Source organism: Comamonas testosteroni, assembly GCF_030505195.1.
In the GTDB taxonomy this organism is placed as follows: Bacteria; Pseudomonadota; Gammaproteobacteria; order Burkholderiales; family Burkholderiaceae_C; genus Comamonas; species Comamonas testosteroni_G.
In genome coordinates, this window is record NZ_CP129672.1 from 2,225,926 (window position 1) to 2,248,093 (window position 22,168).

Annotated in this window: 24 protein-coding genes; 10 read left to right on the plus strand and 14 right to left on the minus strand. The window is 65.0% G+C overall.

Annotated elements, in window-relative coordinates; translation table 11 throughout:
* Nucleotides 1–28: 28 nt before the first annotated feature.
* Together dapB and QYQ99_RS10150 are read right to left on the minus strand one after the other, a co-directional pair.
* Nucleotides 29–862 (minus strand): 4-hydroxy-tetrahydrodipicolinate reductase, encoded by an 834-nt coding sequence (gene dapB / locus QYQ99_RS10145; protein ID WP_302092515.1) that lies wholly within the window; start codon nucleotides 860–862, stop codon nucleotides 29–31.
* A 106-nt stretch (nucleotides 863–968) separates the two neighbouring features.
* The gene (locus QYQ99_RS10150; protein ID WP_302092516.1) at nucleotides 969–1,514 is read right to left on the minus strand and encodes an outer membrane protein assembly factor BamE; all 546 of its coding nucleotides are present in this window, start codon (nucleotides 1,512–1,514) and stop codon (nucleotides 969–971) included.
* A gap of 145 nt (nucleotides 1,515–1,659) precedes the next feature.
* Here QYQ99_RS10150 and fur point away from each other — a divergent pair, with 145 nt between their 5' ends.
* From fur to QYQ99_RS10165, 3 genes are all read left to right on the plus strand, one after another.
* Entirely contained in the window at nucleotides 1,660–2,085 is a 426-nt protein-coding gene (gene fur / locus QYQ99_RS10155) for a ferric iron uptake transcriptional regulator (RefSeq protein ID WP_003060349.1), read from the plus strand.
* 156 nt (nucleotides 2,086–2,241) lie between these two features.
* Nucleotides 2,242–3,837 (plus strand): DUF1800 domain-containing protein, encoded by a 1,596-nt coding sequence (locus QYQ99_RS10160; protein WP_302092517.1) that lies wholly within the window; start codon nucleotides 2,242–2,244, stop codon nucleotides 3,835–3,837.
* An 11-nt stretch (nucleotides 3,838–3,848) separates the two neighbouring features.
* Nucleotides 3,849–5,069 (plus strand): DUF1501 domain-containing protein, encoded by a 1,221-nt coding sequence (locus QYQ99_RS10165; protein ID WP_302092518.1) that lies wholly within the window; start codon nucleotides 3,849–3,851, stop codon nucleotides 5,067–5,069.
* Here the strand turns inward: QYQ99_RS10165 and hprK are convergent.
* From hprK to hpf, 3 genes are all read right to left on the minus strand, one after another.
* Nucleotides 5,066–6,025: an HPr(Ser) kinase/phosphatase gene (gene hprK / locus QYQ99_RS10170; RefSeq protein ID WP_003060345.1), complete on the minus strand. Its 960-nt coding sequence runs from the start codon at nucleotides 6,023–6,025 to the stop codon at nucleotides 5,066–5,068. The two genes, QYQ99_RS10165 and hprK, sit on opposite strands and share 4 nt — an antisense overlap.
* 36 nt (nucleotides 6,026–6,061) lie before the next feature.
* Complete coding sequence (locus QYQ99_RS10175; RefSeq protein ID WP_302092519.1) at nucleotides 6,062–6,535, minus strand: PTS sugar transporter subunit IIA; 474 nt, start codon at nucleotides 6,533–6,535, stop codon at nucleotides 6,062–6,064.
* A gap of 156 nt (nucleotides 6,536–6,691) precedes the next feature.
* Entirely contained in the window at nucleotides 6,692–7,051 is a 360-nt protein-coding gene (gene hpf / locus QYQ99_RS10180) for a ribosome hibernation-promoting factor, HPF/YfiA family (protein WP_034374682.1), read from the minus strand.
* A gap of 442 nt (nucleotides 7,052–7,493) precedes the next feature.
* Here hpf and QYQ99_RS10185 point away from each other — a divergent pair, with 442 nt between their 5' ends.
* Nucleotides 7,494–8,411 (plus strand): phosphoribosylaminoimidazolesuccinocarboxamide synthase, encoded by a 918-nt coding sequence (locus QYQ99_RS10185; protein ID WP_302092520.1) that lies wholly within the window; start codon nucleotides 7,494–7,496, stop codon nucleotides 8,409–8,411.
* Nucleotides 8,412–8,554: 143 nt separating this feature from the next.
* On the opposite strand, the gene QYQ99_RS10190 is transcribed toward QYQ99_RS10185, so the two are convergent.
* The 4 genes from QYQ99_RS10190 to QYQ99_RS10205 form a co-directional block, all read right to left on the minus strand.
* On the minus strand, nucleotides 8,555–9,040 hold the full coding sequence (locus QYQ99_RS10190) for an FKBP-type peptidyl-prolyl cis-trans isomerase (protein ID WP_302092521.1): 486 nt from the start codon (nucleotides 9,038–9,040) through the stop codon (nucleotides 8,555–8,557).
* Nucleotides 9,041–9,117: 77 nt separating this feature from the next.
* The gene (locus QYQ99_RS10195; RefSeq protein WP_302092522.1) at nucleotides 9,118–10,095 is read right to left on the minus strand and encodes a Bug family tripartite tricarboxylate transporter substrate binding protein; all 978 of its coding nucleotides are present in this window, start codon (nucleotides 10,093–10,095) and stop codon (nucleotides 9,118–9,120) included.
* Between the two features lie 67 nt (nucleotides 10,096–10,162).
* Nucleotides 10,163–10,537 carry an AtuA-related protein gene (locus QYQ99_RS10200; RefSeq protein WP_302092523.1) on the minus strand — a complete coding sequence of 125 codons (375 nt, stop codon included), beginning with the start codon at nucleotides 10,535–10,537 and terminating at the stop codon, nucleotides 10,163–10,165.
* A 15-nt stretch (nucleotides 10,538–10,552) separates the two neighbouring features.
* Complete coding sequence (locus QYQ99_RS10205) at nucleotides 10,553–11,914, minus strand: acyclic terpene utilization AtuA family protein (protein ID WP_302092524.1); 1,362 nt, start codon at nucleotides 11,912–11,914, stop codon at nucleotides 10,553–10,555.
* A 127-nt stretch (nucleotides 11,915–12,041) separates the two neighbouring features.
* On the opposite strand from QYQ99_RS10205, the gene QYQ99_RS10210 reads away from it, so the two are divergent.
* Nucleotides 12,042–12,929: a LysR family transcriptional regulator gene (locus QYQ99_RS10210; RefSeq protein WP_302092525.1), complete on the plus strand. Its 888-nt coding sequence runs from the start codon at nucleotides 12,042–12,044 to the stop codon at nucleotides 12,927–12,929.
* 7 nt (nucleotides 12,930–12,936) lie between these two features.
* Here the strand turns inward: QYQ99_RS10210 and QYQ99_RS10215 are convergent, their stop codons facing one another.
* Complete coding sequence (locus tag QYQ99_RS10215) at nucleotides 12,937–13,845, minus strand: LysR family transcriptional regulator (protein WP_437439067.1); 909 nt, start codon at nucleotides 13,843–13,845, stop codon at nucleotides 12,937–12,939.
* Between the two features lie 99 nt (nucleotides 13,846–13,944).
* On the opposite strand from QYQ99_RS10215, the gene QYQ99_RS10220 reads away from it, so the two are divergent.
* The 3 genes from QYQ99_RS10220 to QYQ99_RS10230 are packed head-to-tail and all read left to right on the plus strand — an operon-like array spanning nucleotide 13,945 to nucleotide 16,784.
* Entirely contained in the window at nucleotides 13,945–14,931 is a 987-nt protein-coding gene (locus tag QYQ99_RS10220; RefSeq protein ID WP_302092527.1) for a Bug family tripartite tricarboxylate transporter substrate binding protein, read from the plus strand.
* Between the two features lie 16 nt (nucleotides 14,932–14,947).
* Nucleotides 14,948–16,357: a lyase family protein gene (locus tag QYQ99_RS10225; protein WP_302092528.1), complete on the plus strand. Its 1,410-nt coding sequence runs from the start codon at nucleotides 14,948–14,950 to the stop codon at nucleotides 16,355–16,357.
* Entirely contained in the window at nucleotides 16,329–16,784 is a 456-nt protein-coding gene (locus QYQ99_RS10230; protein ID WP_302092529.1) for a carboxymuconolactone decarboxylase family protein, read from the plus strand. Before QYQ99_RS10225 ends, QYQ99_RS10230 begins: the two co-directional genes overlap by 29 nt.
* Nucleotides 16,785–16,795: 11 nt before the next feature.
* On the opposite strand, the gene QYQ99_RS10235 is transcribed toward QYQ99_RS10230, so the two are convergent.
* The 3 genes from QYQ99_RS10235 to QYQ99_RS10245 form a co-directional block, all read right to left on the minus strand.
* Nucleotides 16,796–17,842, minus strand: coding sequence for a pirin family protein (locus QYQ99_RS10235; RefSeq protein ID WP_302092530.1), 1,047 nt, complete (start codon nucleotides 17,840–17,842; stop codon nucleotides 16,796–16,798).
* Nucleotides 17,843–17,990: 148 nt separating this feature from the next.
* A complete protein-coding gene (locus QYQ99_RS10240) occupies nucleotides 17,991–18,707 on the minus strand; it encodes a glutathione binding-like protein (RefSeq protein ID WP_302092531.1) in 717 nt (238 codons plus the stop codon).
* Between the two features lie 50 nt (nucleotides 18,708–18,757).
* A complete protein-coding gene (locus tag QYQ99_RS10245) occupies nucleotides 18,758–19,642 on the minus strand; it encodes a LysR family transcriptional regulator (RefSeq protein ID WP_302092532.1) in 885 nt (294 codons plus the stop codon).
* 164 nt (nucleotides 19,643–19,806) lie between these two features.
* Between QYQ99_RS10245 and QYQ99_RS10250 the strand changes: the two genes are divergently transcribed.
* Nucleotides 19,807–20,616: a substrate-binding domain-containing protein gene (locus QYQ99_RS10250; RefSeq protein ID WP_302092533.1), complete on the plus strand. Its 810-nt coding sequence runs from the start codon at nucleotides 19,807–19,809 to the stop codon at nucleotides 20,614–20,616.
* Between the two features lie 67 nt (nucleotides 20,617–20,683).
* On the opposite strand, the gene QYQ99_RS10255 is transcribed toward QYQ99_RS10250, so the two are convergent.
* The gene (locus QYQ99_RS10255; protein ID WP_302092534.1) at nucleotides 20,684–21,214 is read right to left on the minus strand and encodes a DUF1439 domain-containing protein; all 531 of its coding nucleotides are present in this window, start codon (nucleotides 21,212–21,214) and stop codon (nucleotides 20,684–20,686) included.
* Nucleotides 21,215–21,501: 287 nt separating this feature from the next.
* On the opposite strand from QYQ99_RS10255, the gene QYQ99_RS10260 reads away from it, so the two are divergent.
* Nucleotides 21,502–22,164 (plus strand): DUF924 family protein, encoded by a 663-nt coding sequence (locus tag QYQ99_RS10260; protein WP_302092535.1) that lies wholly within the window; start codon nucleotides 21,502–21,504, stop codon nucleotides 22,162–22,164.
* Nucleotides 22,165–22,168 lie beyond the last annotated feature (4 nt).

A 22,168-nucleotide genomic window follows, 5' to 3' on the forward strand; every position in this document is an offset into this window, starting at 1 on the left:
CGTCACGGCCCCTTTTGCAAATGCGCGGTCAGCGCAGCTTCAGCACATCGTACATATCGTACTGGCCAGTCTTCTTGTCGGCCAGATAGCCCACGGCGCGCAGACTGCCGTTGGCATAGCCTGCACGGCTGCTGGACTTGTGCGAGATCTCGATGCGCTCGCCCGTACCTGCAAACAGTACGGTGTGGTCGCCAACGATATCGCCGCCGCGCACGGTGGCAAAGCCAATGGTGTCTGCCTTGCGCTCGCCGGTGTAGCCAAAGCGTTCATACACGGCTCGGTCGGCCAGCTTGGTGCCCTGGGCTTGGGCAATCACCTCGCCCATCTTCAGGGCCGTGCCCGAGGGTGCGTCGACCTTGTGCTTGTGGTGGGCTTCGACGATTTCGATGTCATAGCCGCCTTGCTGCAAGGCCTTGGCCGCCATTTCCAGCAGCTTGAAGGTCACGTTCACACCCACGCTCATATTGGGGGAGAAAACGATGGAAGTTCTTTGGGCAAACTCGGCGATCTGCGCCTTTTGCTCATCCGAGAAGCCCGTGGTGCCGATGACCACGCCCACACCCAGATCGGCCGCCACGGCCAGGTGCTCCATCGTGCCTTCGGGGCGCGTGAAGTCAATCAGGCAGTCTGCCTTCGACAGGGCTGCGCGCACATCGCTTTCGATCTTCAGCCCGCTGGGCTTACCCAGGAATGCAGAAGGATCGGTGCCGATGCAAGGGCTGTCGGCGCGGTCCAGTGCCGCAGCCAGCACGCAGTCGCTGCTGTTCAGAATCGCTTCGATCAGCATATGGCCCATGCGGCCGGAGGCACCCGCCACAGCAACGCGCTGAGGGGTGGAGGAAAGGGTGGTGGATGCGGTCATGGCGCTATCACTCGATCAAATGAAAGACGGCAGGATCGCATCCACGCCGTCATAAAAAGAGAGCATCCACCGCTTTCTGCAAGCGGGGAACAACCTGTTGTGATGCTTAACGCGATTCCAGTGATGGATAGCTGGTGGCGGCGGGCGGCAGATTGGCAGCAGCCTGCTCGGCTTCGGCGTTATTGCGTGCGGGGTATTTGGCCAGTTGGGCTTCGCTGGCTTCCAGCTGCGGAACCTTGGGTGTGCCCTTCATGCCTTTGAGGCTGGCCACGAACTCGGACTCGGAAGGCATCTCGTCACCTTCGGCGCGCGCAAAGGCATCGCCATTGAAGAAGACGGTGAGCTTGCGGATCTGCGACTCCACGCCGGGGCGATTGATGGTGAACACGTATTCCCAGCGATCGCCGTGGAACACGCTGGTCACCAGGGGGGTGCCCAGGATGTCGCGAATCTGCTGACGGCTCATGCCGGGCTGCAAGGCCTCGACCTGCTCCTTGGACACGAAGTTGCCCTGCACGACATCGACTTTGTAGGGAGTGACGGCATTGGCGACACGGTGCGCGGCGCCATCGATACTGTTGCAGCCGGCCAGTGCCGCTGCGATTGCCAACGTCAGGACCAGACCTGAGCGGCTACGGGCTTGAACATGCATGGGTAATGGCATAGGGATATGATCGGGTTCATTGTAGCGGCAGGCCCCGGAGGCACTTGGAGATTCCCTTTATCCGCGTGTAAAGCTTCTTCAAACAAGTGATTCCAGCCTTCCATGTGCCCGTAGTCCACCAAGAGATACCGACATGAAAAATATTGATGAACTCAAAAGCACGGGCCTCAAAGCCACTTTGCCGCGTCTGAAAATCCTGGAAATCTTCCAGAAGGGTGCCCAGCGCCACATGACGGCCGAAGACGTGTTCCGCGTGCTGCTGGACGAGCGCTCGGACATTGGCCTGGCCACCGTTTACCGCGTGCTGACCCAGTTCGAGCAGGCCGGCATCCTGATCCGCAGCAACTTCGAAAGCGGCAAGGCCGTCTATGAGCTCAACGAAGGCCAGCACCACGACCACTTCGTCTGCACCAGCTGCGGCAAGGTCGAGGAGTTCTATGACGCCGAGATCGAGAAGCGCCAGAACCTGATCGCCAAGGAAAAGGGCTGGGTGATCCAGGATCACTCCATGGCACTCTATGGCCAGTGCGCCGAGTGCGCCACACGCGCCGCCAAGTAAGGACTCGGCCAGTGAGCCCCGGGGCAGGACATGCAGATGTCTTGCCCTTTTTACATTTGGAGAGGACTTCTTTACATAGTTCCGCCAGGCCTCAAGCCAATATCAAGCCGGACTGCTTATGCTGCAGTCATTCCCGCGTTTGAGGAGGTCTGGCCCATGCGGCTGCTGCACTTTTTCCCCACCAAGACCCTGCTCAGCCTGGCTGCTGTCGCCCTGACCGCCTGCGCACCGCTGGCCCCCTCATCGGGCCGCCCCAGCCCCGAGATGCTGCAGACGCTGAGCAGCAGCGCCCTGCCCGACAAGCCCAGCGCGCTGCAAAGCCAGCAATGGCTGGACCGGGTCACCTGGGGTGCCACCGACCATGATGCGGCCCGGCTGCAGCAGCAGGGGCTGAAGCGCTGGCTGGCCGCCCAGCTCAGCCCGTCATCCGAGCCCATGCCGGCCGAGGTGCAGCAGCACATCGACGCCCTGGGCATCAGCCAGAAGCCCATGACGCAGATCCAGCGCGAGATTGCAGAGCAGCGCCTCGCGATTCGCAACAGCCAGAGCGCCGAGGAAGCCGCGAAACTGCGCAGCGAGCTGCAGCGCCAGCTCAATCAACTGGGCGCAGAAGCCCAGAAACGCCAGATCTGGCGCGCGCTCTACTCACCTCACCAGTTGCAGGAGCAGATGACATGGTTCTGGATGAACCACTTCAACGTCAGCACCCGCAAGGGCGATGTACGCCTGTGGGTGGCTGACTACGAGGAGCGCGCCATTCGCCCCCATGCGTTGGGCAAGTTCCGCGAGTTGCTGACTGCCAGCATGCGCCATCCGGCCATGCTGCTGTATCTGGACAACGCCAGCAATGCCGCTGGCCGCATCAACGAGAACTATGCGCGCGAACTGCTGGAGCTGCACACCATGGGCGTGGGCAGCGGCTACACCCAGGCCGACGTGCAGGCCATGGCCCATGTGCTGACCGGAGTGGGCTTCAGCAACCGGGAGGCCGACGCTCCGCCGCCCAAGCTGCGCCCCGAACGCCAGGGTGACTATGTGCGCCATGGCTTCTTCGAATTCAACCCCAACCGCCACGACTACGCACCCCAGGTCTTGCTCGGCAAGCCGCTGGAAAAAAGCGGCCTGGCCCAGGTGAACGAGGCGGTAGACCGCATAGTGGCTTCGCCAGTCACCGCACGCTTCATCGCACGCAAGCTGTCCGTCTATTTTCTCGGCGACAAGCCGCCCCCGGCCGTGGTCGAGCACACGGCCCAGGCCTTCGAGCGCAGTCATGGCGATATTGCCGCCACGCTGGCGGCCCTGCTGAGCGACCCTCAGGCTCAGCAATTCGGCCAGGGCTTCAAGGACCCGGTCCACTATGTGCTGGGCGCCACACGCCTGGCCTACGACCAGCGCGTGGCCAGCGATGTGGGGCCGGTACAGAACTGGCTCAATCAGTTGGGCCAGCCGCTGTACGGCCACGAAACTCCCGACGGCTACCCTCTGACCCAGTCGGACTGGTCCAGCTCCGGCCAGATGAATGCGCGTTTCGATGTGGCAAGGCAAATTGGCAGCCGCGGCGCGCTGCTGTTCCGCAACAGCCCGCAGCAGCCTCTGGAGAAGCCGCCTTATCCCGAACTGGACAAGCGCAGCAGCGTCCAGGCGCGCCTGCCGACACTGGGTGCCGCCACACGCACCGCGCTGGCCCAGGCCAGGAACCCGGCGGACTGGAACAGCTTTTTCCTCTCCGCCCCCGAAATGATGTACCGCTAAGGAGGGCAGCCATGCAAAGACGTCAATTTCTCAGCCTCGGCGCTGCCCTGCCGCTGCTCTGCCAGCTGGGCCAAGGTCTGGCCGCGCCCTTGCAAAGCGGCTCGCCCCGTTTTCTGCTGGTCTTCCTGCGCGGCGCCTACGACAGCAACAGCCTGCTGGTGCCAACCCATAGCGACTTCTACTATCAGGCCAGACCCAGCATCGCCATAGCGCGCCCGGGATCGGCCGACGGGGCACTGGCCCTGACACCTCAATGGGGACTGCATCCCGCGCTGCAAAGCACTCTGCTGCCGCTGTACGAACAGGGCCAGGCCTGTTTTGTGCCGTTTGCGGGCAGCAACGACCTCTCGCGCAGCCATTTCGAAACCCAGGACTCGATCGAGCTGGGCCAGCCCCAGGAAGGAGGCAAGAGCTATCAGAGCGGCTTTCTGAACCGGCTGACCCGGGTGCTGCAAACCGACAGCCAGAGCCGGACCGGCCTCAGCCCCATGGCGTTCACCGCCCAGTTGCCGCTATGCCTGCGCGGCAGTGCCCAGGTGGCGAACATGGCGCTGGCCTCCGTGCGCAAGACGGCCGTGGACGAACAGCGCAACCAGATCATTGCCTCCATGTACCAGGGCTCGGCCTTGGAAGCCCCGGTGCGCGAAGGCTTTGCGGTGCAGCGTGCCGTGCAGCGCAGCATGCAGGAGGAAATGGACCAGGCCGGGCGCAATGCCATCAGTGCTAAGGGTTTCAGCCTGGTAGCCCAGCGCATGGCCCACCTGATGCGCGAGCAGTTCGACCTGGGCTTTGTCGATATCGGAGGCTGGGACACCCATGTCAATCAGGGCGCCGCCAGCGGCAATCTGGCCAACCGGCTCAGCGATCTGAGCCAGGGCCTGGCGACGTTCGCCGAGTCCATGGGAGCCGATGTCTGGCGCCATACCGTGGTGGCGGTGATCAGCGAGTTCGGCCGCACTTTCCGCGAAAACGGCAACAAGGGCACGGATCACGGCCATGGCACGGCTTACTGGTTTCTCGGCGGCGGCCTGTCGGCCCAGGCCGGCGGCAAGGTGCTGGGCGAGCAGATCGAAGTCACCGAAAAAGCGCTGTTCCAGAACCGCGACTACCCCGTGCTCAACGAATACCGCTCCCTGCTCGGCGGCCTGTTTGCCCGGATGTACGGCTTGAACGCATCGCAGCTTCAGCAGATCTTTCCGGCCTCGCAGCCCGGCAGGCTGCAGCTGGTCTAGAACGACTCTCCGCTTTCCATGGCGCGGCGGTGGCGCATCACGAATTCCTGGTAGGTGTCGATGCCGCGCAGCTGCAGGATGGCATTGCGCACCGCGGCTTCCACCAGCACGGCGATGTTTCGGCCCGCCACCACCTGAATCACGACCTTGCGCACGGGCACGCCCAGCACATCCTGGGTCAGCGGCTCGGCGGGCAGGCGTTCGTATTCGCGCTCCATGGTTTCCTTGCGCACCAGATGCACGATGAGCTTGAGCCGCATCTTGCGGCGCACAGCCGTCTCGCCAAAGATGGCGCGAATATCGAGCAGGCCGATGCCGCGCACCTCAAGCAGGTTCTGCAGCAGCTCGGGGCATTTGCCTTCAACCGTGGTCTGGTTGATGCGGTACAGGTCCACCGCGTCGTCGGCCACCAAGCCATTGCCGCGCGTGACCAGCTCCAGCCCCAGTTCGCTCTTGCCCAGGCCCGATTCGCCCGTGATCAGCACGCCCATGCCTAAAATATCCATGAACACGCCGTGCATGGTGATGCGATCGGCGAAATGCTTGGACAGATAGGCACGCAGCACGTCGATGACGAAGGCCGACTGCTCCTTGGTGGAGAACAGCGGGATATGCGCGCGCTCGCACATGGAGATCAGCTCGTCAGGCGCATCCTGGCCGTCGGCCAGCACCAGCACCGGCGGCTCCAGCGTGACGATGCGGGCGATGCGGCGCAGGCAGTCCTGGGAGGTGGCATTGGTCAGGTAAGCGATTTCACGCTCGCCCAGCACCTGCAGCCGGTAGGGGTGGATGTAGTTGAGATAGCCCACCAGATCGGCACCCGAGCGCGCCGAGCGCACGGCCATTTCGTCGAAGCGGCGCTCGGAGGCGCCCAGCCCCGCTATCCACTGCCAGCGCAGGCTGGAGTTGCGAAATGCCTCGAACAGTACGTCGGCACTGATGGCGCTGGGTCTCATGGCAAGGCCCTGTCAGTCAAAAAGAAGGGCCAGGACTCAGGCCTGGGAGGTGATGGAGGACTGCCAGTTGTCGATCATGCCGTGCAGCTGCTGCGCATCGGTGGACGACTTCAGACGCTCTCGCAACTGGCTGTCGCTGAGCAACTCGGCGATCTCGGAGAGAATTTCCAGATGCTTTTGCGTCGCCGCCTCGGGCACCAGCAGGAAGATCAGCAGGCCGACCGGCTGCTCATCAGGCGCATCGAAGCCGATGGGGTTGGCGAGTTGGAACACTGCCGCCATGGGAGCCGTCAGGCCCTTGATGCGGCCATGGGGAATGGCAACTCCATGCCCCAGACCGGTAGAGCCCAGGCGTTCGCGTGCGAACAGGCTATCGGTGATCAGGGCACGAGACAGACCATGCAAGCTCTCAAAGAGCAAACCCGCTTCCTCGAAAGCGCGTTTCTTGCTGGTGACATCAACGCTCACAAGCACTTGAGCGGCGGGAAGGATAGAAGCTAGGCGATTCATGGTGTGATCAACAATTATGCACCGCAGCGCTGAAAACCGTGGGGAAACCCTGATCACCATCAAAAACCGCCCCGTAGGGCGGCGCTTTTAGCGTTGTAACAAGGCGACAGCCCTGCAACAAATCGGCGCAAACGCTGGGTTTGCGCCTCGCTTTCATCAACCTGACACCTGCGCCAGCTGCAAGCCCCCGGAATCCAGTCGCTTGGCTGTGGCACGCGGGCCTTGCTGACGAGTCTTGTAGCGCATCACCACACGGTCGAGTTTGTCGGCCAGGGCGTCCACGGCGGCATAGAGGTCGAAATGCTGCGTTTCCACGAACAAGTCTTGGCCTTTAACGCGCACCGTGCAACCGGCGCGCTGTCGTTTGTCTTTTTCCTTTTGCTTGTGGACTGTGAGCAGTACCTTCACGTCCACAACCTGATCGAAGTGCCTGAGAATGCGTTCCAGCTTGGCCATGACATAGCTGCGCAGCGAGGGAGTGACCTCCAGGTGATGCCCGCTAATCGTCAAATTCATAACAAAACACTCCTTAGCTCTCGGTGAAATCACTGCGGTTTCACAGCGCCTGATGGCTGTGCCGCAGCCTGGCAGTTCGGAATGCGCATTCGTCTTTGCTGTGAATCCACTATGCGCCCGCCCCACACCAAAGGCAACGAAATGACCGTGATAGCGCAGGCTCGCCAGGGGCCTTGTTTGACGGTTTGATGACAGCCGGTTTTGCCGCCACAATGAGTGGCTTTGACCCGTATGCAAGGGATACGCCTGCATGCCCCAGGGCCTCGATCGCAGCAGGCACGCACTGGCAAAGACCGTGACCGTCCAAACCCCTGCCTGCGCCATTAAAATCGCGTTTTTACGCAGCCGCCTCTCGGGCCTGCGACGCTGGCAGCCCCTTGGGCTTTCAGGCGCCTGCTGACCGACTGCACGCCTGAATTGCCTGACAGCCCCTATCTCGACCATGACCACCCAGCCCTCCGCCCTGCATACCTCCAACATTGCCTCGCTGCCCCTGCTCGCGCGCGGCAAGGTCCGCGACAACTACGCCGTGGGCGATGACCGCATCCTGATGGTGGCCTCCGACCGCCTGTCCGCCTTTGACGTGATCATGGGCGAGCCCATCCCAGGCAAGGGCGTGCTGCTGACGCAGATGGCGCTGTTCTGGTTCGACAAGCTGGGCCATATCTGCCCCAACCACCTGACCGGCGAAGCGCCCGAGTCCGTGGTCAAGCCCGAAGAAGTCAAGCAGGTCGAGGGCCGCTCCATGCTGGTCAAGCGCCTCAAGCCCGTGCTGATCGAGGCCGTGGTGCGCGGCTACCTGGCCGGCAGCGGCTGGAAGGAATATCAGGAATCGCAATCGGTCTGCGGCGTGAAGCTGCCCGCCGGCCTGACCAATGCCGCCAAGCTGCCCGAGCCCATCTACACCCCTGCGGCCAAGGCCGAAATGGGTGACCATGACGAGAACATCACCTACGAACGCACCGTGGAGATGGTGGGCGAGCAGCTGGCAGCCCAGATCCGCGACACCGCCATCCGCATCTACAAGGAAGCGGCCGAGATCGCTCTGACCAAGGGCATGATCATTGCCGACACCAAGTTCGAGTTCGGCCTGACCGAAGACGGCACCCTGGTGCTGATGGACGAGGTGCTGACCCCCGACAGCTCGCGCTACTGGCCTGTGGAAGGCTACGAGGACGCGCTGGCCAAGGGCGAGAACCCCCCCAGCTACGACAAGCAGTTCGTGCGCGACTGGCTGGAGCAGGCGCAGGTCAACGGCAAGGTCTGGGACAAGAAGGCTCCCGCGCCCCGCCTGCCCAAGGAAGTGATCGACAGGACGGCGGCCAAGTACCGCGAAGCGCTGGATCGCCTGACCGCCTGAGCGATCAGCCCCAAGCAAACAAAAGGCCCCCGGAAAAGAAATCCGGGGGCCTTTTTTTGATAGCTGCTTGCGCTTATAGATAAAGGATTTCAGCTTGAAATAATGCTGAAATCCTTTATGGACAAGCGCTTACAGCTATGTTTTTAGTGGTGATGGCCGTGACCGCCGTGCACATGCTTGTGGGCAATTTCTTCTTCGGAGGCCTCACGCACTTCGTTGACCACCGCGCTGAAGCGCAGCGCGAAACCGGCCAGGGGGTGGTTGCCGTCCAGCAGCACCACGGGGCCCTTGATCTTCACCACGTTGTAGATCTGGGGCAGGCCCTGGTCGTTGGTGCCGCGCAGCTGGCCGCCCACCTTCACGCCCGCAGGGAACTCGCCCTTGGGGATGGTGCGCTTGAGGCTTTCGTCGCGCTCGCCGAAGGCGTCCGCCACAGCCAGATCCACGGTCACGGTATCGCCTTTTTGCTTGCCATCCAGAGCGGCTTCGACCTTGGCGAAGATGTTGTCATAGCCGCCGTGCAGATAGGCCACATCGCCCTTGTCCAGCAGTTTGATGGCCACGCCGCCCGCGAGCAGCTCGTGAATCTTGTAGTTGATGGTGACGGCAGTGTCTTTGGTGATGTTCATGACGGTGGATTTCGAGTGGGGCGGTGCCTGAACCCGAGTCATGCACCGCACAAAGCTGCCATTGTCGGCGACTCGGGCTATTCCAGTGTCACGCCCGTGGCCTTAACCACGCCGCGCCATTTGTCCACATCGGCGCGGATCTGCTGCGCAAAGGCCTCGGGCCTGCTGGCCACAGGCTCGGCGCCCAGGCTGCGCAGCTGCCGGGTCACCTCGGGGTCGCGCACGGCCTGGGCAACTGCCGTCTGCAGCGTGTCGAGCACCGCCTTGGGCGTTCCCGCCGGAGCCAGCAGGCCGAACCAGCCCGAGACCTCGTAGCCGGGCACGCTTTCGGCGACGGTGGGGATGTCTGCCGCCCCGGGCCAGCGCTGTGCCGTGGTCACGGCCAGCGCCCGGAGCTTGCCGCTGCGCACAAAGGCGATGGTGGACGGCAGATTGTCGAAGCCTGCCTGTATCTGCCCGCCCATGAGATCGGTGAGCATGGGCGATGCGCCCTTGTAAGGCACATGGGTCATGTCCACGCCGGCCATCATCTTGAGCAGCTCGGCGCTCATGTGTGGAGAGCCGCCGGGGCTGGTCGAGCCGAAGTTGATCTGCCCGGGCCTGGACTTGGCCAGCGCCAGCAACTCGCCCAGGGTGCGCGCGGGAACGCTGGGATGGACCACGATGATGTTGGGCGTGCTGGCCACCACGGTGACGGGCGCGAAGTCCTTGACGGCGTCATAGGGCAGGTTTTTCTGCAGCGCCGAGTTGATGCCGTGCGAGCTGGCCGTTCCCATGACCAGGGTGTAGCCGTCGGCAGCGGCCTGGGCCACGGCCACCGAGCCTATGGCACCGCTGGCGCCGGCCCGGTTCTCGACGACGAAAGGCTGACGCAGCCGCTCGGACAGCTGGGCCGCCGCCAGCCGCGCGATGATGTCCGTGGTGCCTCCTGCCGGATAGGGCACGATGATGCGCACGGGCTTGGCGGGATAGGTCGGGGCCTGCGCGAAGGCGACGGCCGTGCAGGCCGCCATGGCCAGCGCGGCAGCCAGGGCGCGAAACAGATGCGAAGTCATTGCGGTGTCTCCTGGTGGTGTTTTTTGGAATATGCGGCAGATGCCCGTACTGGATGTCGGTGCCAGTTCAGCCCGGCGCACGGCTGCGCAGCAGCGGAACCAGCGCTGCGGGCACGAGCAGCTCGAAGCCCAGGATGGCCGCCGACAGCGCCTTGCCGTAGTTGTCCACCGACAGGCTGCGCGAGACGCCGCCGCCCAGCGCACCGTGCGCCACGAAGTTCAGCGCGTGCAGGTTATCGGCCTCGTAGCGCAGCACCTCGCCGGTGATGGCCCGGCCATGAAAGGCCTTGAAGCGTTCGGCGCTCAGCTGCTGCTTGAGCAGCGCATAGAGCTCGGGCTCATAGGCAAACACGGCGATGTTGGAAGTATTGCCCTTGTCGCCCGAGCGCGTGTGCGCCACCCGCTCCAGCGGCACCCGGATGTCCTGGTTCATGTCCTGCATGCTTTGCTCTCCTGCTCAGCTCGTGAAGTAGTCGATATGCGCCGTCACCTGCTCGCGCGCCACCAGCGAGGACCACACGCCTATCACCTCGCGCGTGCGCTCCTGATGCGGCACGCGCTTGCCGGTGTGGGCAATCCCCGAGACCGCCATGCCGTCCACTTCCCGCCCCACCTTGACCGCCTCCTCGCGCGAACGGGTACGAGCCGCCACGCGCACGGCCACTTCATAGGGCTCGGGCGCATCCGCCGGGGTGGCAGCGCCATGCACGGCATTCAGGCCGAGGAAGTCGATGCGCACCTCTTCAGCATCGAGCTTCACGATGCGCAAGCGCTCCTCCAGGATGCGCCTGGCCAGCTGGGCGCGGCGCAGCGCGCCGGGGCCGGCGTAGAAGAACATGTCCTCGCCGATGAAGCCTTCGGTGCATCCCATGGAGACCTTGAGCGTGGGCGTGCGCGGCTTGCCAGTGAGACCCGTCACGCGCACGCGGTCCGGCGCCAGCTGCTCGATGCGGGCCTGTGTGAAGTCGACCACCACATCGGGCGTGATGTAGTTCGCGGGGTCGTGCACCTCGTAGAGCATCTGCTCCTTGACTGTCTGCAAGCTGATCATGCCGCCCGTGCCGTCCACCTTGGACAGGGTCACGCCGCCTTCGGCATCGACCTCGGCGATGGGAAAGGCCAGGTTCCAGGGCTCAGGCACGTCCTTGAGGCCCGGATCGGCAAAATACCCCCCGGTGACCTGGGCCCCGCACTCCATCAGATGGCCTATCGCACTGCCGGCTCCCACGCGCTCATGGTCCAGCAGGTCCCAGCCGAACTCATGCGCCATGGGGGCCAGAAACAGCGAAGGGTCGGCCACCCGGCCCGTGACCACGATCTGCGCGCCTTCAGCCAGAGCGTCGACGATGGGGCCGGCCCCGAGATAGGCTTCTGCCGAGATCAGCGAGTGGGCAATGCTCTGCGTGGGCTCGCCGGTCTCCAGGATGGTGGGGGCCAGCGACAGCACGCGGTCGGTGATCAGGCTGCCGCCCACGGCCGCCACCTTGACGCCGGTGATGTCCAGCTCGCGCAGCAGCTCGACGATGCGCCGGGCCGCGCCCTGCGGGTTGATCCAGCCCTGGTTGGAGATGATGCGCGTGCCCTGGCGCATGCATGCAGGCAGCACGGCGCGCATGCGGTCGTCGAGATAGGTGTCGTAGCCCGGGAAGGACGGGTCCCGTCTGGCCCTGACCTGCGCGGCGGAGACCGTGGCCTCGGCCATGGTCTCGAAGCACAGGTAGTCGAGCCGGCCATGCTCGGCGTTGAGCGCCGCGGGCTCGATGCGGTCACCCCACCAGGCGGCTCCCGCGCCTATGCGCAGGATCTTGCTGTCATTCATTGCGCTTGTCTCCGTTGTTCCCCCAGACCTGGGGGCTGAAGCCATTCTGTACAGTCGTTTTTCAAGAGACAACGCATGCGCGCGCACAGCGCATGTGAATCAATTTCACAGGGAGCGAAGACCTTAGATGGACCAGTTCGGCGAGATGACGGTATTCCTGCGCGTGATCGAGGAAGGTAGTTTTTCCGGTGCCGGCCGAAGGCTTGGGATGTCGCCTTCGGCGGTGAGCAAGCTCATCGCGCGCATGGAGGCACGACTTGGCGTGCGGCTGTTCGAGCGGATTGCCGCAGCCATACGCCTCACCCAAGAAGGCGAGCGCTTTCGCATCGCCAGCCAGCGCGTGGTGCAGACCATGGAGCAGGCCGAGGCCTGTGTGCGCGTGGCCGATGCCGAAATCTCGGGCACGGTGCGCATCCATACGGCGCTGACCACGGCCAAGTACCTGGTGGCACCGCGCCTGCACCTGCTGCTTGACCGGCATCCGCGCCTGCATCTGGACTTCGTCCTTGGCACGGAACGCGGCGACTTCGTACGCCAGGGCATAGACGTCGCCATCCACAGCGGCAGGCCAACGGAGCAGACGCTGATCGGCCGCCCGCTGATGCTCAGGCCCTGGGTGATAGCCGCGGCTCCGCAGTATCTCGAGCGCTTTGGCCATCCCGAACAACCCGAGGACCTGCTGCAGCACCGCTGCCTGAACTTCACCATACGCACGCAGTGGAACCGCTGGACCTTCCACGAGGAAGGCGGGCTCAAGACCATAGACATCCCCAGCCACATCGGCGCCAACCAGGGCGAGCTGTTGCGCAGCCTGGCATTGCTGGGCCACGGCGTGGTGCGGCTGGCCCACTTCCACATCGCCGCCGACCTGGAGCGCGGAACCCTCGTGCCGCTGCTGCCGCAGTTCCAGGAGCGCAGCGAGGACGACCGCTTCTATCTGCTGTATCCGCGCGGCAGGTCCCTGGCACCGCGCGTGCGCGCCGTGGTGGATTTTCTCGCAGGAGAGTTCAGCTGAGCGGGCGTCACCCCAGGCATTGCCGCGCGCAGTCGAGCAGGCTGCGCGCCCAGCGCGCACGGGCCGAGGTGTTGAGCCACAGCAGGCCGACCTTGCGAGCGTCCGGGGCGCGGTCGCCCGTGCCGCCAGACCCGCAGCCCGTGCTCCCGTCCGGCAGCGCCAGCGCACACACCTCGCGTCCCTGGGCCAGTACGCTGCCGATGTCGGGCACCAGGCCTACGCCCAGCCCCTGGTCGACCATCATGGCCACGGCCAGGACCGAGTTGAGTTCCATGCGCTCCACGGGAACTATGCCCTGGGCCTTGAGGTAGCGGTCGGCCAGGCGCCCGCCGGCCAGCGCGCGGTCATAGCGCACCAGGGGGCGGCTGCGCAGCAGCGCCAGCGGGTCCTGATGCGCGTCCTCACGGCGGCACAGCACGACCAGGGGTTCGTCGCGCAGCTCGGCCCAGCAGACGGTCTTGGGCAGGTCGAAGGAGGGCTTGAGACAGATCAGCACGTCGAGCTCGGACTGCACCAGGGCGGTGTACAGCTCAGGCGTGAGCCCCGCACGCACGCTGATGCGCACCTGCTCGTGACGGGCCACGAAGGCCTGCAGGACGGCGGGCAGAAAACCGTGCAGGGCCGTGTTCACCGTGCCCAGGCGCAGCTCACCGCCATCGGCATCGCCCTGCACCCATTCACGCAGACCGTCGAAGTCCTGCAGCAGCCGCTGCCCGCGCTCGAAAAGGCGCTCGCCGGCTGCGGTGGCGCGCACGCTGCGGCCATGGCGCACCAGCAGGGCAGCGCCCAGCCCGGTTTCGAGCACGCGCATCTGCTGGGCGATGGCCGAAGGGCTGAGGTCGAGCTGGCGCGCGGCTTCGGACATGGAGCCGGTCTGCACGACGCGCAAGAAATTGTGTATGTACTTAACGTCCATTTCACACATTTTCTTCAAACAAATGCCAGCCGCAAGCCCTGTTTTCCGGCGCTGGCCTGGACCACACTGCGGGCAACGAATTGACAAGGAGACAAGAAAATGCGCGAGTCCGATTTCCTCAGCCGTCGCCACTGGCTGTCCATCGCAACGGCCGGCATGGGTGCTGCCGCCCTGCCCGCCTGGGCCCAGCGTCGCAGCACGCGCATCGTCGTGCCTTTCGCGCCCGGCGGCGGCAACGATGTGCTGGCGCGGCAAATGGCCCACGGCCTCAACGGCTCCCTGGGCTACGGCATGATCGTGGAGAACAAGGCCGGTGCGGGCGGCAATCTGGGCACGGAGATGGTGGTGCGCGCTCCCGCCGACGGAAGCATCTTCCTGCTCGGCCATACGGGCACGGTGTCCATCAATCCCTCGCTCTACCCGGGCCTCAAGTTCAATGCCTCCACCGATCTGCAACCGGTAGCCATGTTCGCCTCCTCGGCCTTGCTGCTGGTGGTGCCTGCAGCCTCGCCCGCCAGGAACGTGGCCCAGCTGGCCGAGTTGCTGCGCCGCCGCAGCGGTGAACTCAACTACGCTTCCAGCGGCGCCGGCACGGGCGGTCACCTCACGGGCGAGATGTTCGCCCATGCCCTGGGCGCCAGGGCCATCCATGTGCCGTACAAGGGCACCGCGCCATCGCTGACCGATCTGGTCGGCGGCAATGTGGACTTCAGCTTCGGAGTGATCCCGGCGGCTATGGCCCTGGTCAAGGCCGGCAAGCTGCGCGCCCTGGCCGTGACCGGTGCCAAACGCCAGCCCCAGCTGCCCGATGTGCCTACGGTGGCCGAGTCCGGTGTGCCGGCCCTGGCGGATTTCGAGAGCTCGCTGACCTATGGCGTGCTGGCCCCCAAGGGCACGACGCAAGAGACCGTCGGCGCGCTGGGTCGCGACATCCTCAAGGTAGCGGCCTCCAGCAGCTTCCAGTCGCGCCTGGAGGTGGAAGGGGCCGTGCCGCTGCTGGGCGACAGCAAACAATACGCAGCCCGCATCCGCCAGGAAAGCAGCAAATGGGCAGCGGTGATCAAGGCATCGGGAGCCACGGCCTGAGGCCGGAGCGAGCAATATGACCCTGGTGAAAGACTATCTGGGCCCGGCCGACGGCGGCGCCTGGTTTTCCGATGCGCAGTGGCTGCAGGCACTGCTGCGCTTCGAGTCCGGCCTGGCCCGTGCGCAAGCCGATTGCGGACTGATTCCGGAGCCCGCAGCCCAGGCCATTGCCAGCGCCTGCGCGCAGGCGCCTCTGGACCGCGACCGCATTGCCGAGCAAGCTCGCGCCAGCGGTGCGCTGGGCCTGGCCCTGGTCAAGCCGCTACAGCAGTGGCTGCAGGCGCATGCCCCCCAGGGCCTGCCCTGGCTGCACTGGGGCGCGACCACACAGGATGCCGTGGACACGGCCAGTGCCCTGCTCACCCGGCAGGCACTGCAGGCCCTGCGGGCCGAGCTGCAGGCCCTGGTCGCAGCACTGCGGGAGCTGGCCGCACGGCATGCGGCCACGCCCATGCTGGCGCGCAGCCTGCTGCAACCCGCACAGATCACGAGCTTCGGCCTCAAATGCGCACAGTCGGCTGCGGCGCTGCAACGCAGCATCGACCAGCTCGCCCAGTTGGCGCCCCTGGCCTTGTGCGTGCAGCTGGGCGGCGCCGTGGGCAATGGCGCAACCCTGGGCACGCACAGGCTGGCGGTGGAGCAGGCGCTGGCGCGGCAGCTGGGCCTGGAGGCCTGCGGCCACAGCTGGCATACGCAGCGCGACAGCTGGATGCGCCTGGCCATGGAAGTGGCCGTGTGCTGCGGCAGCCTGTCCAAGCTGGCGCGCGACTGGTCGCTGATGTCGCAGTACGAGGTCGCAGAGATCAGCGAGGCCGCGCGCGGCAGCACTTCCAGCGCCATGCCGCACAAGCGCAATCCCGTGCACTGCATGCAGGCCGTCGCCCAGACCCAGGCCGTGCCGCCGCTGGCCGCCCTGCTGCTGAGCTGCATGGCCCAGGCCCACGAGCGCGCGCTGGGTGAATGGCAGGCGGAGGTCGCCCACTGGCCCGATCTGTGGCGCCATGCCCATGGCGCGGCCGCCGCACTGCGCCAGGCCGCGCAGACGCTCCAGGTCCACCCGCGGCGCATGCTGGAGCATGTGGCCGGCCTGCGAGGCCTGGTGTTTTCTGAGGCCTGCGTGCATGCGCTGGCGCCCTTCACCGGCAAGCATGAAGCCCTGGCCGCCGTGGAGCAGCTCGCCCCCCTGGCGCTGGAGCAGCAGTGCGACCTGCAGGAGCTGCTCGTGCAATGGGCCGCCAGCCGCACCGCTCCCGAGTTCACCCCCGAACAGCTGGCCGCACTGCGACGCGCGTTGTCACTGGCCTGCGACCCGCAGCAGGCCGTACAGGCTTCGCAGCGCGAATGCCTGGCCCTTCTGGCCAGCCGTGCGGCGGCCACCCTTGAAGAAAGCCCCGTCAATGCACAACACACCGCCCCCTGTCCCTGAAACCACCGACAGCCTGCAGCGCGGCCTGGCCAATCGCCGCCGCGTGCTCGGTGATGCCTGGGTGCAGCGGTCCGTGGAGAACGCGAATGTGCTCAATGTGGAGTTCCAGCGCATGATCACCGCCTATGCCTGGGACGGCATCTGGAGCCGCCCGGGCCTGGAGCGCCGCACGCGCCGCATCATGGTGCTGGCCATCACGGCCGCCATGGGGCGCTGGGAGGAGTTCGAGCTGCACATACGCACGGGACTGCAGGCCGACCCGGCCGACAGCGAGGCCGCGCCGCTGGATCTGGACACCATTCGCGAGGTGCTGCTGCAGACCGCCGTCTATGCCGGTGTGCCTGCGGGCAACACCGGCATGGCGGTCACGCTCAGGGTGCTCGGGGAGCTGGGGCGCATGCCGGAGGCTGCCAGCTTCGCCCCCTGAACCCGGTCTTATCAGGCCCCGGGCGGCAGCTCGTCGACGTCGGCGCCCGGGTAGCGTGCAAAGCGGCGGTTCTCGGTGCCATGCACCGGGTCGTTGTCCTTCCAGGGCCAGCCGCCGAACTGGGTGCGGCGATAGTCCTGCATGGCCTGCATGATCTCCTCCTGCGTGTTCATCACAAAGGGGCCGTATTGCGCCACCTTCTCGCCAATCGGCCTACCCTGCAGCAGCACCAGCTCTGCACTGACATCGCCGGTGTTGACCAGCTCCAGCTCACGCTGAGCGTCGACATGCATGGCCAGATGGCCGTTCACGGTTTCGCCACCCACAGTCATGCTCTTGCCGACGAAGAAGTAGAGCATGCGGTGAGTTTGGTCACCTGCTGCCCTGGGCATGCTCCAGCGGGCACCGGGCTCCAGCTCCAGCGTCCAGATGGCCACATCGCTGTCGGCCTGGGAAGCCCAGGATTCGGGTGGTGGCGGCAAAGCCTTGTCCGCACCGTCCAGGGCACCAGCCACCACGGTGACGGTGGTTTTCCTGCCCGCCGCGTCGCTGAAGCTCAGGCGCGGAATCTGCTCGTTCCAGAACATGGTGAAGTGGGGCTCCACCATCTTGTTCCTGGCGGGCAGGTTCAGCCAGATCTGGAACAGTTCCAGCGGATTGGGCTGGTCGCTGCTCAGCAGCGGAAACATCTCCGAGTGCTGGATGCCCTTGCCGGCCGTGAGCCACTGCACATCGCCGCCGCCGAAGCGCGCGGCTGCGCCCAGCGAGTCCGCATGGTCGATGCGGCCCTTGCGCACCAGGGTCACGGTCTCGAAGCCGCGATGCGGGTGGCCCGGGAAGCCCGGAATCGGCTCGCCGTGGTACATCGAGAAACCGTCTCTGGCGCTGAAGTCGCTGCCCATTTCGCGCCCCTGGAACTCCACGGCCTGCACGCCCATCTTTCCGTTGCTGGCCGGATAGCTGTCATCGTGGTGAGCGCAGAACAGGAAGGGGTCCAGGCAGGGCCAGCGCGGGCCCAGGGGGGCACTTTCCAGAATGGGTGGGCGATTCGTGGTCATGGAGTTCTCCTCTTGAGAAGCCGCTGCCAGCTGCAGGGCCTGAAGTCTCGAAGATAAGGCCAGCCCACGGGTTTGAAAGACATCACCGCTGGGACAGTACTTGCCGCTTTTGCAACAACGGCAAGCCTGCAACTGCCCGAGCCGGTGCTCAGCCGCGCGCCGGAATGTTCAGGCCTTTTTGCGTCGCCGGGCGGGCCATGAAGGCCTTGAGCACGCGCTGCAACTCGGGGAACTCGCTCCAGCCCACCAGCTCGGCGGCGTTGTAGCCGTTCTCGTCAACCATATTGCGCACCCAGGGCCAGAGGGCGATGTCGGCAATCGTGATCTGCTCGCCCATGATCCACTCGCGGCCCTGCATGCGCTGCTCCAGCACGCCCAGCAGGCGTTTGGACTCGTTGATGTAGCGGTCGCGCGGGCGCTTGTCCTCGAAGTCCTTGCCCGCGAACTTGTGGAAGAAGCCGACCTGGCCGAACATGGGGCCCACGCCGCCCATCTGGAACATCAGCCACTGCAGCGTCTCGTAGCGCGCTGCGGGGTCTGCCGGCAGCAGCGGGCTGCCGCTCTTCTCGGCCAGATAGATCAGGATGGCCGCCGACTCGAACAGCGCCAGCGGCTTTGCGCCCGGACCTTGCGGGTCGATGATGGCGGGAATCTTGTTGTTGGGGAAAGTGCCGACAAACTCTGGCGTGAGCTGGTCATTGGTCTGGAAGCTGACCAGGTGCGCCTCGTAGGGCAGCTGCATTTCCTCCAGCGCAATCGACACCTTCACGCCGTTGGGCGTGGGCAGCGAGTACAGCTGGATGCGCTCGGGGTGCTGCGCGGGCCATTTGCGGGTCACGGAAAAATCGGCAAGGGTGCGGGTCATGCGGCAGGCTCCTGAAAAAGGGTTTGTCGCATCGTAACGGCACAGGCCGCTCAGCGCAGCAACTGCCAGAACATCTGCACGCAGGGTGATGGCGCCTGCTGCATGCTGACCAGCGCAATGCGCGAGTGGCGCGCAGCATCGGCCAGCGGCTGCAGCACCACGCCGGGCGGGCAGATTCGCTCGTAGACGCTGGGCACGATGGACAGGCCCAGGCCGGCGGCCACCAGAGCCATCATGGTCGAGGTCTCGCGCGCCGGCTGGGCGATGCGCGGCACAAAGCCGGCCTCGCTGCACAGCGCCAGAATATGTTCGTGCAGGCCACCGCCCAGCACGGCCGGGTGCAGCACAAAAGGCTGATCGGCCAGGCTGCTCAGCGCCAGTGCTTCGCCGGCAACCGCCTTGGCATGTGCCACCGGCAGGGCCAGCTTCAGCTCATCGCGCCACAGCGTCTGCTCCCGGATCGGCACGGGGATGCGAAACGTTGGCGACGGGCGCATGAAGCCGATATCGATCTGCCCCGCCGTCAGCGCCGCGATCTGCTCGCCCGTGGTCATATGCTGCAGATCGAGCTCCACCTGCGGGTGGCGGCTGCGAAAGTCGCGCAGCATGGTGGAGAACTCATCAAACAGCGGCACCGATGCCGTGAAGGCGATGCGCAACCGCCCCGCCAGGCCATGGGCCGCCATGCGCACCAGCTCGCCCGCCTGCTGGTGCAGCTCCACGATCTGCCGCGCCTTGTCCTGCAGCAGCAGGCCTGCTGGCGTCAGCGCCACGGCGCGGCGCGAACGCTCGAACAACTGCGCCCCCATCTCCTGCTCCAGCAGACGGATCTGCTGGCTCAGCGGGGGCTGGCTCATATGCAAACGCTGGGCCGCACGGCTGAAATTCAGCTCCTCGGCCACAGCCAGAAAACAGGTCAGGCGGCGCAAATCCATAGGACGATTTTCGTATCAAGTCCAGACGCAAACGGTATTGGACGCAATAGTCGCCGCTTTTCACAATCCGCTAAGCCGCACAAGCTATGACAACCGTAGCTGCCTGCGTTGATTCAAAAAGGGTTCAAGGCCTGACCAGGCCCGCCCGATACAGAGAGACATTGATGAAGCCATTTCCCCTTTTCACCGTCCGCCGAGCCCTGCTGATCAGCGCCGTGGCGCTGGCCGCAGGCTGCGCCCAGCAGCCAAGCAGCCCGCCCAAGGAGCCTGTGCGCCTCATGACCTCGGGCGGCTTCACCGCAGCGCACAAGCTGCTGGCGCCGCAGTTCACGGCCCAGACCGGCCTGGCGGTGGAGTCGGCCTACGGCTCGTCCATGGGCGCCTCGCCCACCTCCATTCCCAATCGCCTGAGCAAGGGCGAGAAGGCCGATGTGGTGATTCTGGCGCGTGGCGCGCTCGACGATCTGGCCGCCAAGGGCCTGGTGCGCAACGGCACCCAGATCGACCTGGTGCGCTCTGCCGTGGGCGTGGCCGTGAAGAAGGGCGCCCCCATCCCCGACATCAGCAGCGAGGACAAGCTGCGCCAGGTGCTGCTCAACGCCAAGAGCATTGCCTACTCGGCCAGCGCCAGCGGCACCTATTACGAAACCCAGATGCTCAGGAAACTCGGCATTCACGATCAGGTCATGCCCAAGAGCAGGAAGATCGTGACCGAGCGCGTGGGCACCATCGTGGCGCGGGGCGAGGCCGAGATCGGCCTGCAACAGGTCAGCGAGCTGCTGCCTATCGAGGGCATCAGCTATGTCGGCACCCTGCCCGATTCGGTGCAGCACTACACCATCTTCTCGGCCGGCACGGCCAACACCTCCACCAACCCGCAGGGACTGGAGCAACTGCTCAAGTACTACACCTCGCCCGCCGCCGCCAAGACGATTCGGGAAACCGGCCTGGAGCCCATTGCCAAGCCTCGCTGAGCGCCGCACGGCCCCGCAAAAAAGCCCGCCAGGCAAATGCCTGCGGGCTTTTTTGTCGCCTGCCAGCTCAGCGCTTGCTGCCGGGGCCGGCTTTCTGCACCAGGGCCACGGTCAGTCCCTGGGCGGTGACGGTGATGGCGCCAGGCTCCATGGCCAGCGCATCGACCAGCGCCAACTCCTGGTCCTGCAGCTGATAGAGCACCACCTGGCCCATGGCCTGCTCAGCCAAGGCCGTGGCATAAGTGCCCAGCATATCGCTGAGTGCAGGCGACAGCCCGTCCATGCTGAGCTGGTTGACCTTGATCTGATAGGCGCGCAAGGAGCGGTCAGTGGGTTCATAGCGCAGCGCGAAATCGACATTGAGCAGGCCGCTGTACTGCTCCTTGAGCACCTTGCCGCTGAGCTCGGCCGGGATCACGGCGTTGAGCATATTGCGCTCGGGCCGCATGCTCAGCTGCGGCGCCTTCAGGTCCAGATGCAGCAAACCCGCCACGGGAAACTGCCTGGGGAAACGCTTGGCCAGCATCTCCTGCAGCTTCTGCTGGCTCACGCTCACGCTGCTGGGCACAGACTTGCCCGAGCAGCCCGTGGCAGCCATTCCCAATCCCAACACTGTCACTGCCAACCATGCGCGCCGATTCATCACGACCACCGAACTCCGTAAAACCTGATTCAAAACCCATGCAAACGCTTGATAAACCAACGCTGTCAGCTATGGTTTTTGAGCAATCCATTGTCTCTGAGCCTGCTATTCCACAGAGTCTCGATGGGTGTTCGCAGTTCCCTATCTGACGCAATCTGCAGGTAAAAGACTGTTATCTAACGTCCGACGCCACCAGGGGTTGACCGTCGGCACACGGCAGCAGTGCATGCACAATGATTTGCATGACTGCATATCCCTCTTCCCTCAGCCACGAGGCGCTGACCGCTGCTGCCCAGGACACCAGCCTGCCCGATCAAGTGCTGACCCAGTGGTTCGGCAGCGCCAGGCCCGGCAATGCCGATGCCCTCAAGCACAAGGCGCAGTGGTTCACCAAATCGGCGGCCTTCGACGAGGAGCTGCGCCAGCGCTTTGGCACTGCGGTGCAAGCCGCTCTGGGCGGTGCGCTGCAGCACTGGAGCACACAGGGTCCGTGGCAGCAGTTGGCATTGGTGATCCTGCTGGACCAGTTCACACGCAATATCCACCGCAACACCCCCAAGAGCTTCGCAGGTGACGCGCAGGCGCTGGTCCTGGCTCTGCAGGCAATGGACTCCGGCAGCGACCGGCTGCTGCCCGAGGTGGCCCGCGTCTTTATGTATCTGCCGCTGGAGCATGCCGAAGACCCGGCCATGCAGCAACGCAGCGTAGCCGCCTTCGAGGCTTTGCTGCAGAGCGCCACGGACGCCGAGCTGCGCGAATATCTGGCCGGAACGCTGGACTACGCCCATCGCCATCAGGTGGTGATAGAGCGCTTTTGCCGCTTCCCGCACCGCAACCACATTCTGGGCCGCACCAGCACCGCCGAAGAGGCCGAGTATCTGGCCCAGCCAGGGTCAGGCTTTTAGGGCG

Excerpts from the sequence above, each read along its gene's own strand:
- dapB (WP_302092515.1), bottom strand. The coding sequence starts at position 862 with ATGACCGCATCCACCACCCTTTCCTCCACCCCTCAGCGCGTTGCTGTG.
- QYQ99_RS10150 (WP_302092516.1), bottom strand. The coding sequence starts at position 1,514 with ATGCATGTTCAAGCCCGTAGCCGCTCAGGTCTGGTCCTGACGTTGGCA.
- fur (WP_003060349.1), top strand. The coding sequence starts at position 1,660 with ATGAAAAATATTGATGAACTCAAAAGCACGGGCCTCAAAGCCACTTTG.
- QYQ99_RS10160 (WP_302092517.1), top strand. The coding sequence starts at position 2,242 with ATGCGGCTGCTGCACTTTTTCCCCACCAAGACCCTGCTCAGCCTGGCT.
- QYQ99_RS10165 (WP_302092518.1), top strand. The coding sequence starts at position 3,849 with ATGCAAAGACGTCAATTTCTCAGCCTCGGCGCTGCCCTGCCGCTGCTC.
- hprK (WP_003060345.1), bottom strand. The coding sequence starts at position 6,025 with ATGAGACCCAGCGCCATCAGTGCCGACGTACTGTTCGAGGCATTTCGC.
- QYQ99_RS10175 (WP_302092519.1), bottom strand. The coding sequence starts at position 6,535 with ATGAATCGCCTAGCTTCTATCCTTCCCGCCGCTCAAGTGCTTGTGAGC.
- hpf (WP_034374682.1), bottom strand. The coding sequence starts at position 7,051 with ATGAATTTGACGATTAGCGGGCATCACCTGGAGGTCACTCCCTCGCTG.
- QYQ99_RS10185 (WP_302092520.1), top strand. The coding sequence starts at position 7,494 with ATGACCACCCAGCCCTCCGCCCTGCATACCTCCAACATTGCCTCGCTG.
- QYQ99_RS10190 (WP_302092521.1), bottom strand. The coding sequence starts at position 9,040 with ATGAACATCACCAAAGACACTGCCGTCACCATCAACTACAAGATTCAC.
- QYQ99_RS10195 (WP_302092522.1), bottom strand. The coding sequence starts at position 10,095 with ATGACTTCGCATCTGTTTCGCGCCCTGGCTGCCGCGCTGGCCATGGCG.
- QYQ99_RS10200 (WP_302092523.1), bottom strand. The coding sequence starts at position 10,537 with ATGCAGGACATGAACCAGGACATCCGGGTGCCGCTGGAGCGGGTGGCG.
- QYQ99_RS10205 (WP_302092524.1), bottom strand. The coding sequence starts at position 11,914 with ATGAATGACAGCAAGATCCTGCGCATAGGCGCGGGAGCCGCCTGGTGG.
- QYQ99_RS10210 (WP_302092525.1), top strand. The coding sequence starts at position 12,042 with ATGGACCAGTTCGGCGAGATGACGGTATTCCTGCGCGTGATCGAGGAA.
- QYQ99_RS10215 (WP_437439067.1), bottom strand. The coding sequence starts at position 13,845 with ATGGACGTTAAGTACATACACAATTTCTTGCGCGTCGTGCAGACCGGC.
- QYQ99_RS10220 (WP_302092527.1), top strand. The coding sequence starts at position 13,945 with ATGCGCGAGTCCGATTTCCTCAGCCGTCGCCACTGGCTGTCCATCGCA.
- QYQ99_RS10225 (WP_302092528.1), top strand. The coding sequence starts at position 14,948 with ATGACCCTGGTGAAAGACTATCTGGGCCCGGCCGACGGCGGCGCCTGG.
- QYQ99_RS10230 (WP_302092529.1), top strand. The coding sequence starts at position 16,329 with ATGCACAACACACCGCCCCCTGTCCCTGAAACCACCGACAGCCTGCAG.
- QYQ99_RS10235 (WP_302092530.1), bottom strand. The coding sequence starts at position 17,842 with ATGACCACGAATCGCCCACCCATTCTGGAAAGTGCCCCCCTGGGCCCG.
- QYQ99_RS10240 (WP_302092531.1), bottom strand. The coding sequence starts at position 18,707 with ATGACCCGCACCCTTGCCGATTTTTCCGTGACCCGCAAATGGCCCGCG.
- QYQ99_RS10245 (WP_302092532.1), bottom strand. The coding sequence starts at position 19,642 with ATGGATTTGCGCCGCCTGACCTGTTTTCTGGCTGTGGCCGAGGAGCTG.
- QYQ99_RS10250 (WP_302092533.1), top strand. The coding sequence starts at position 19,807 with ATGAAGCCATTTCCCCTTTTCACCGTCCGCCGAGCCCTGCTGATCAGC.
- QYQ99_RS10255 (WP_302092534.1), bottom strand. The coding sequence starts at position 21,214 with ATGGCTGCCACGGGCTGCTCGGGCAAGTCTGTGCCCAGCAGCGTGAGC.
- QYQ99_RS10260 (WP_302092535.1), top strand. The coding sequence starts at position 21,502 with ATGACTGCATATCCCTCTTCCCTCAGCCACGAGGCGCTGACCGCTGCT.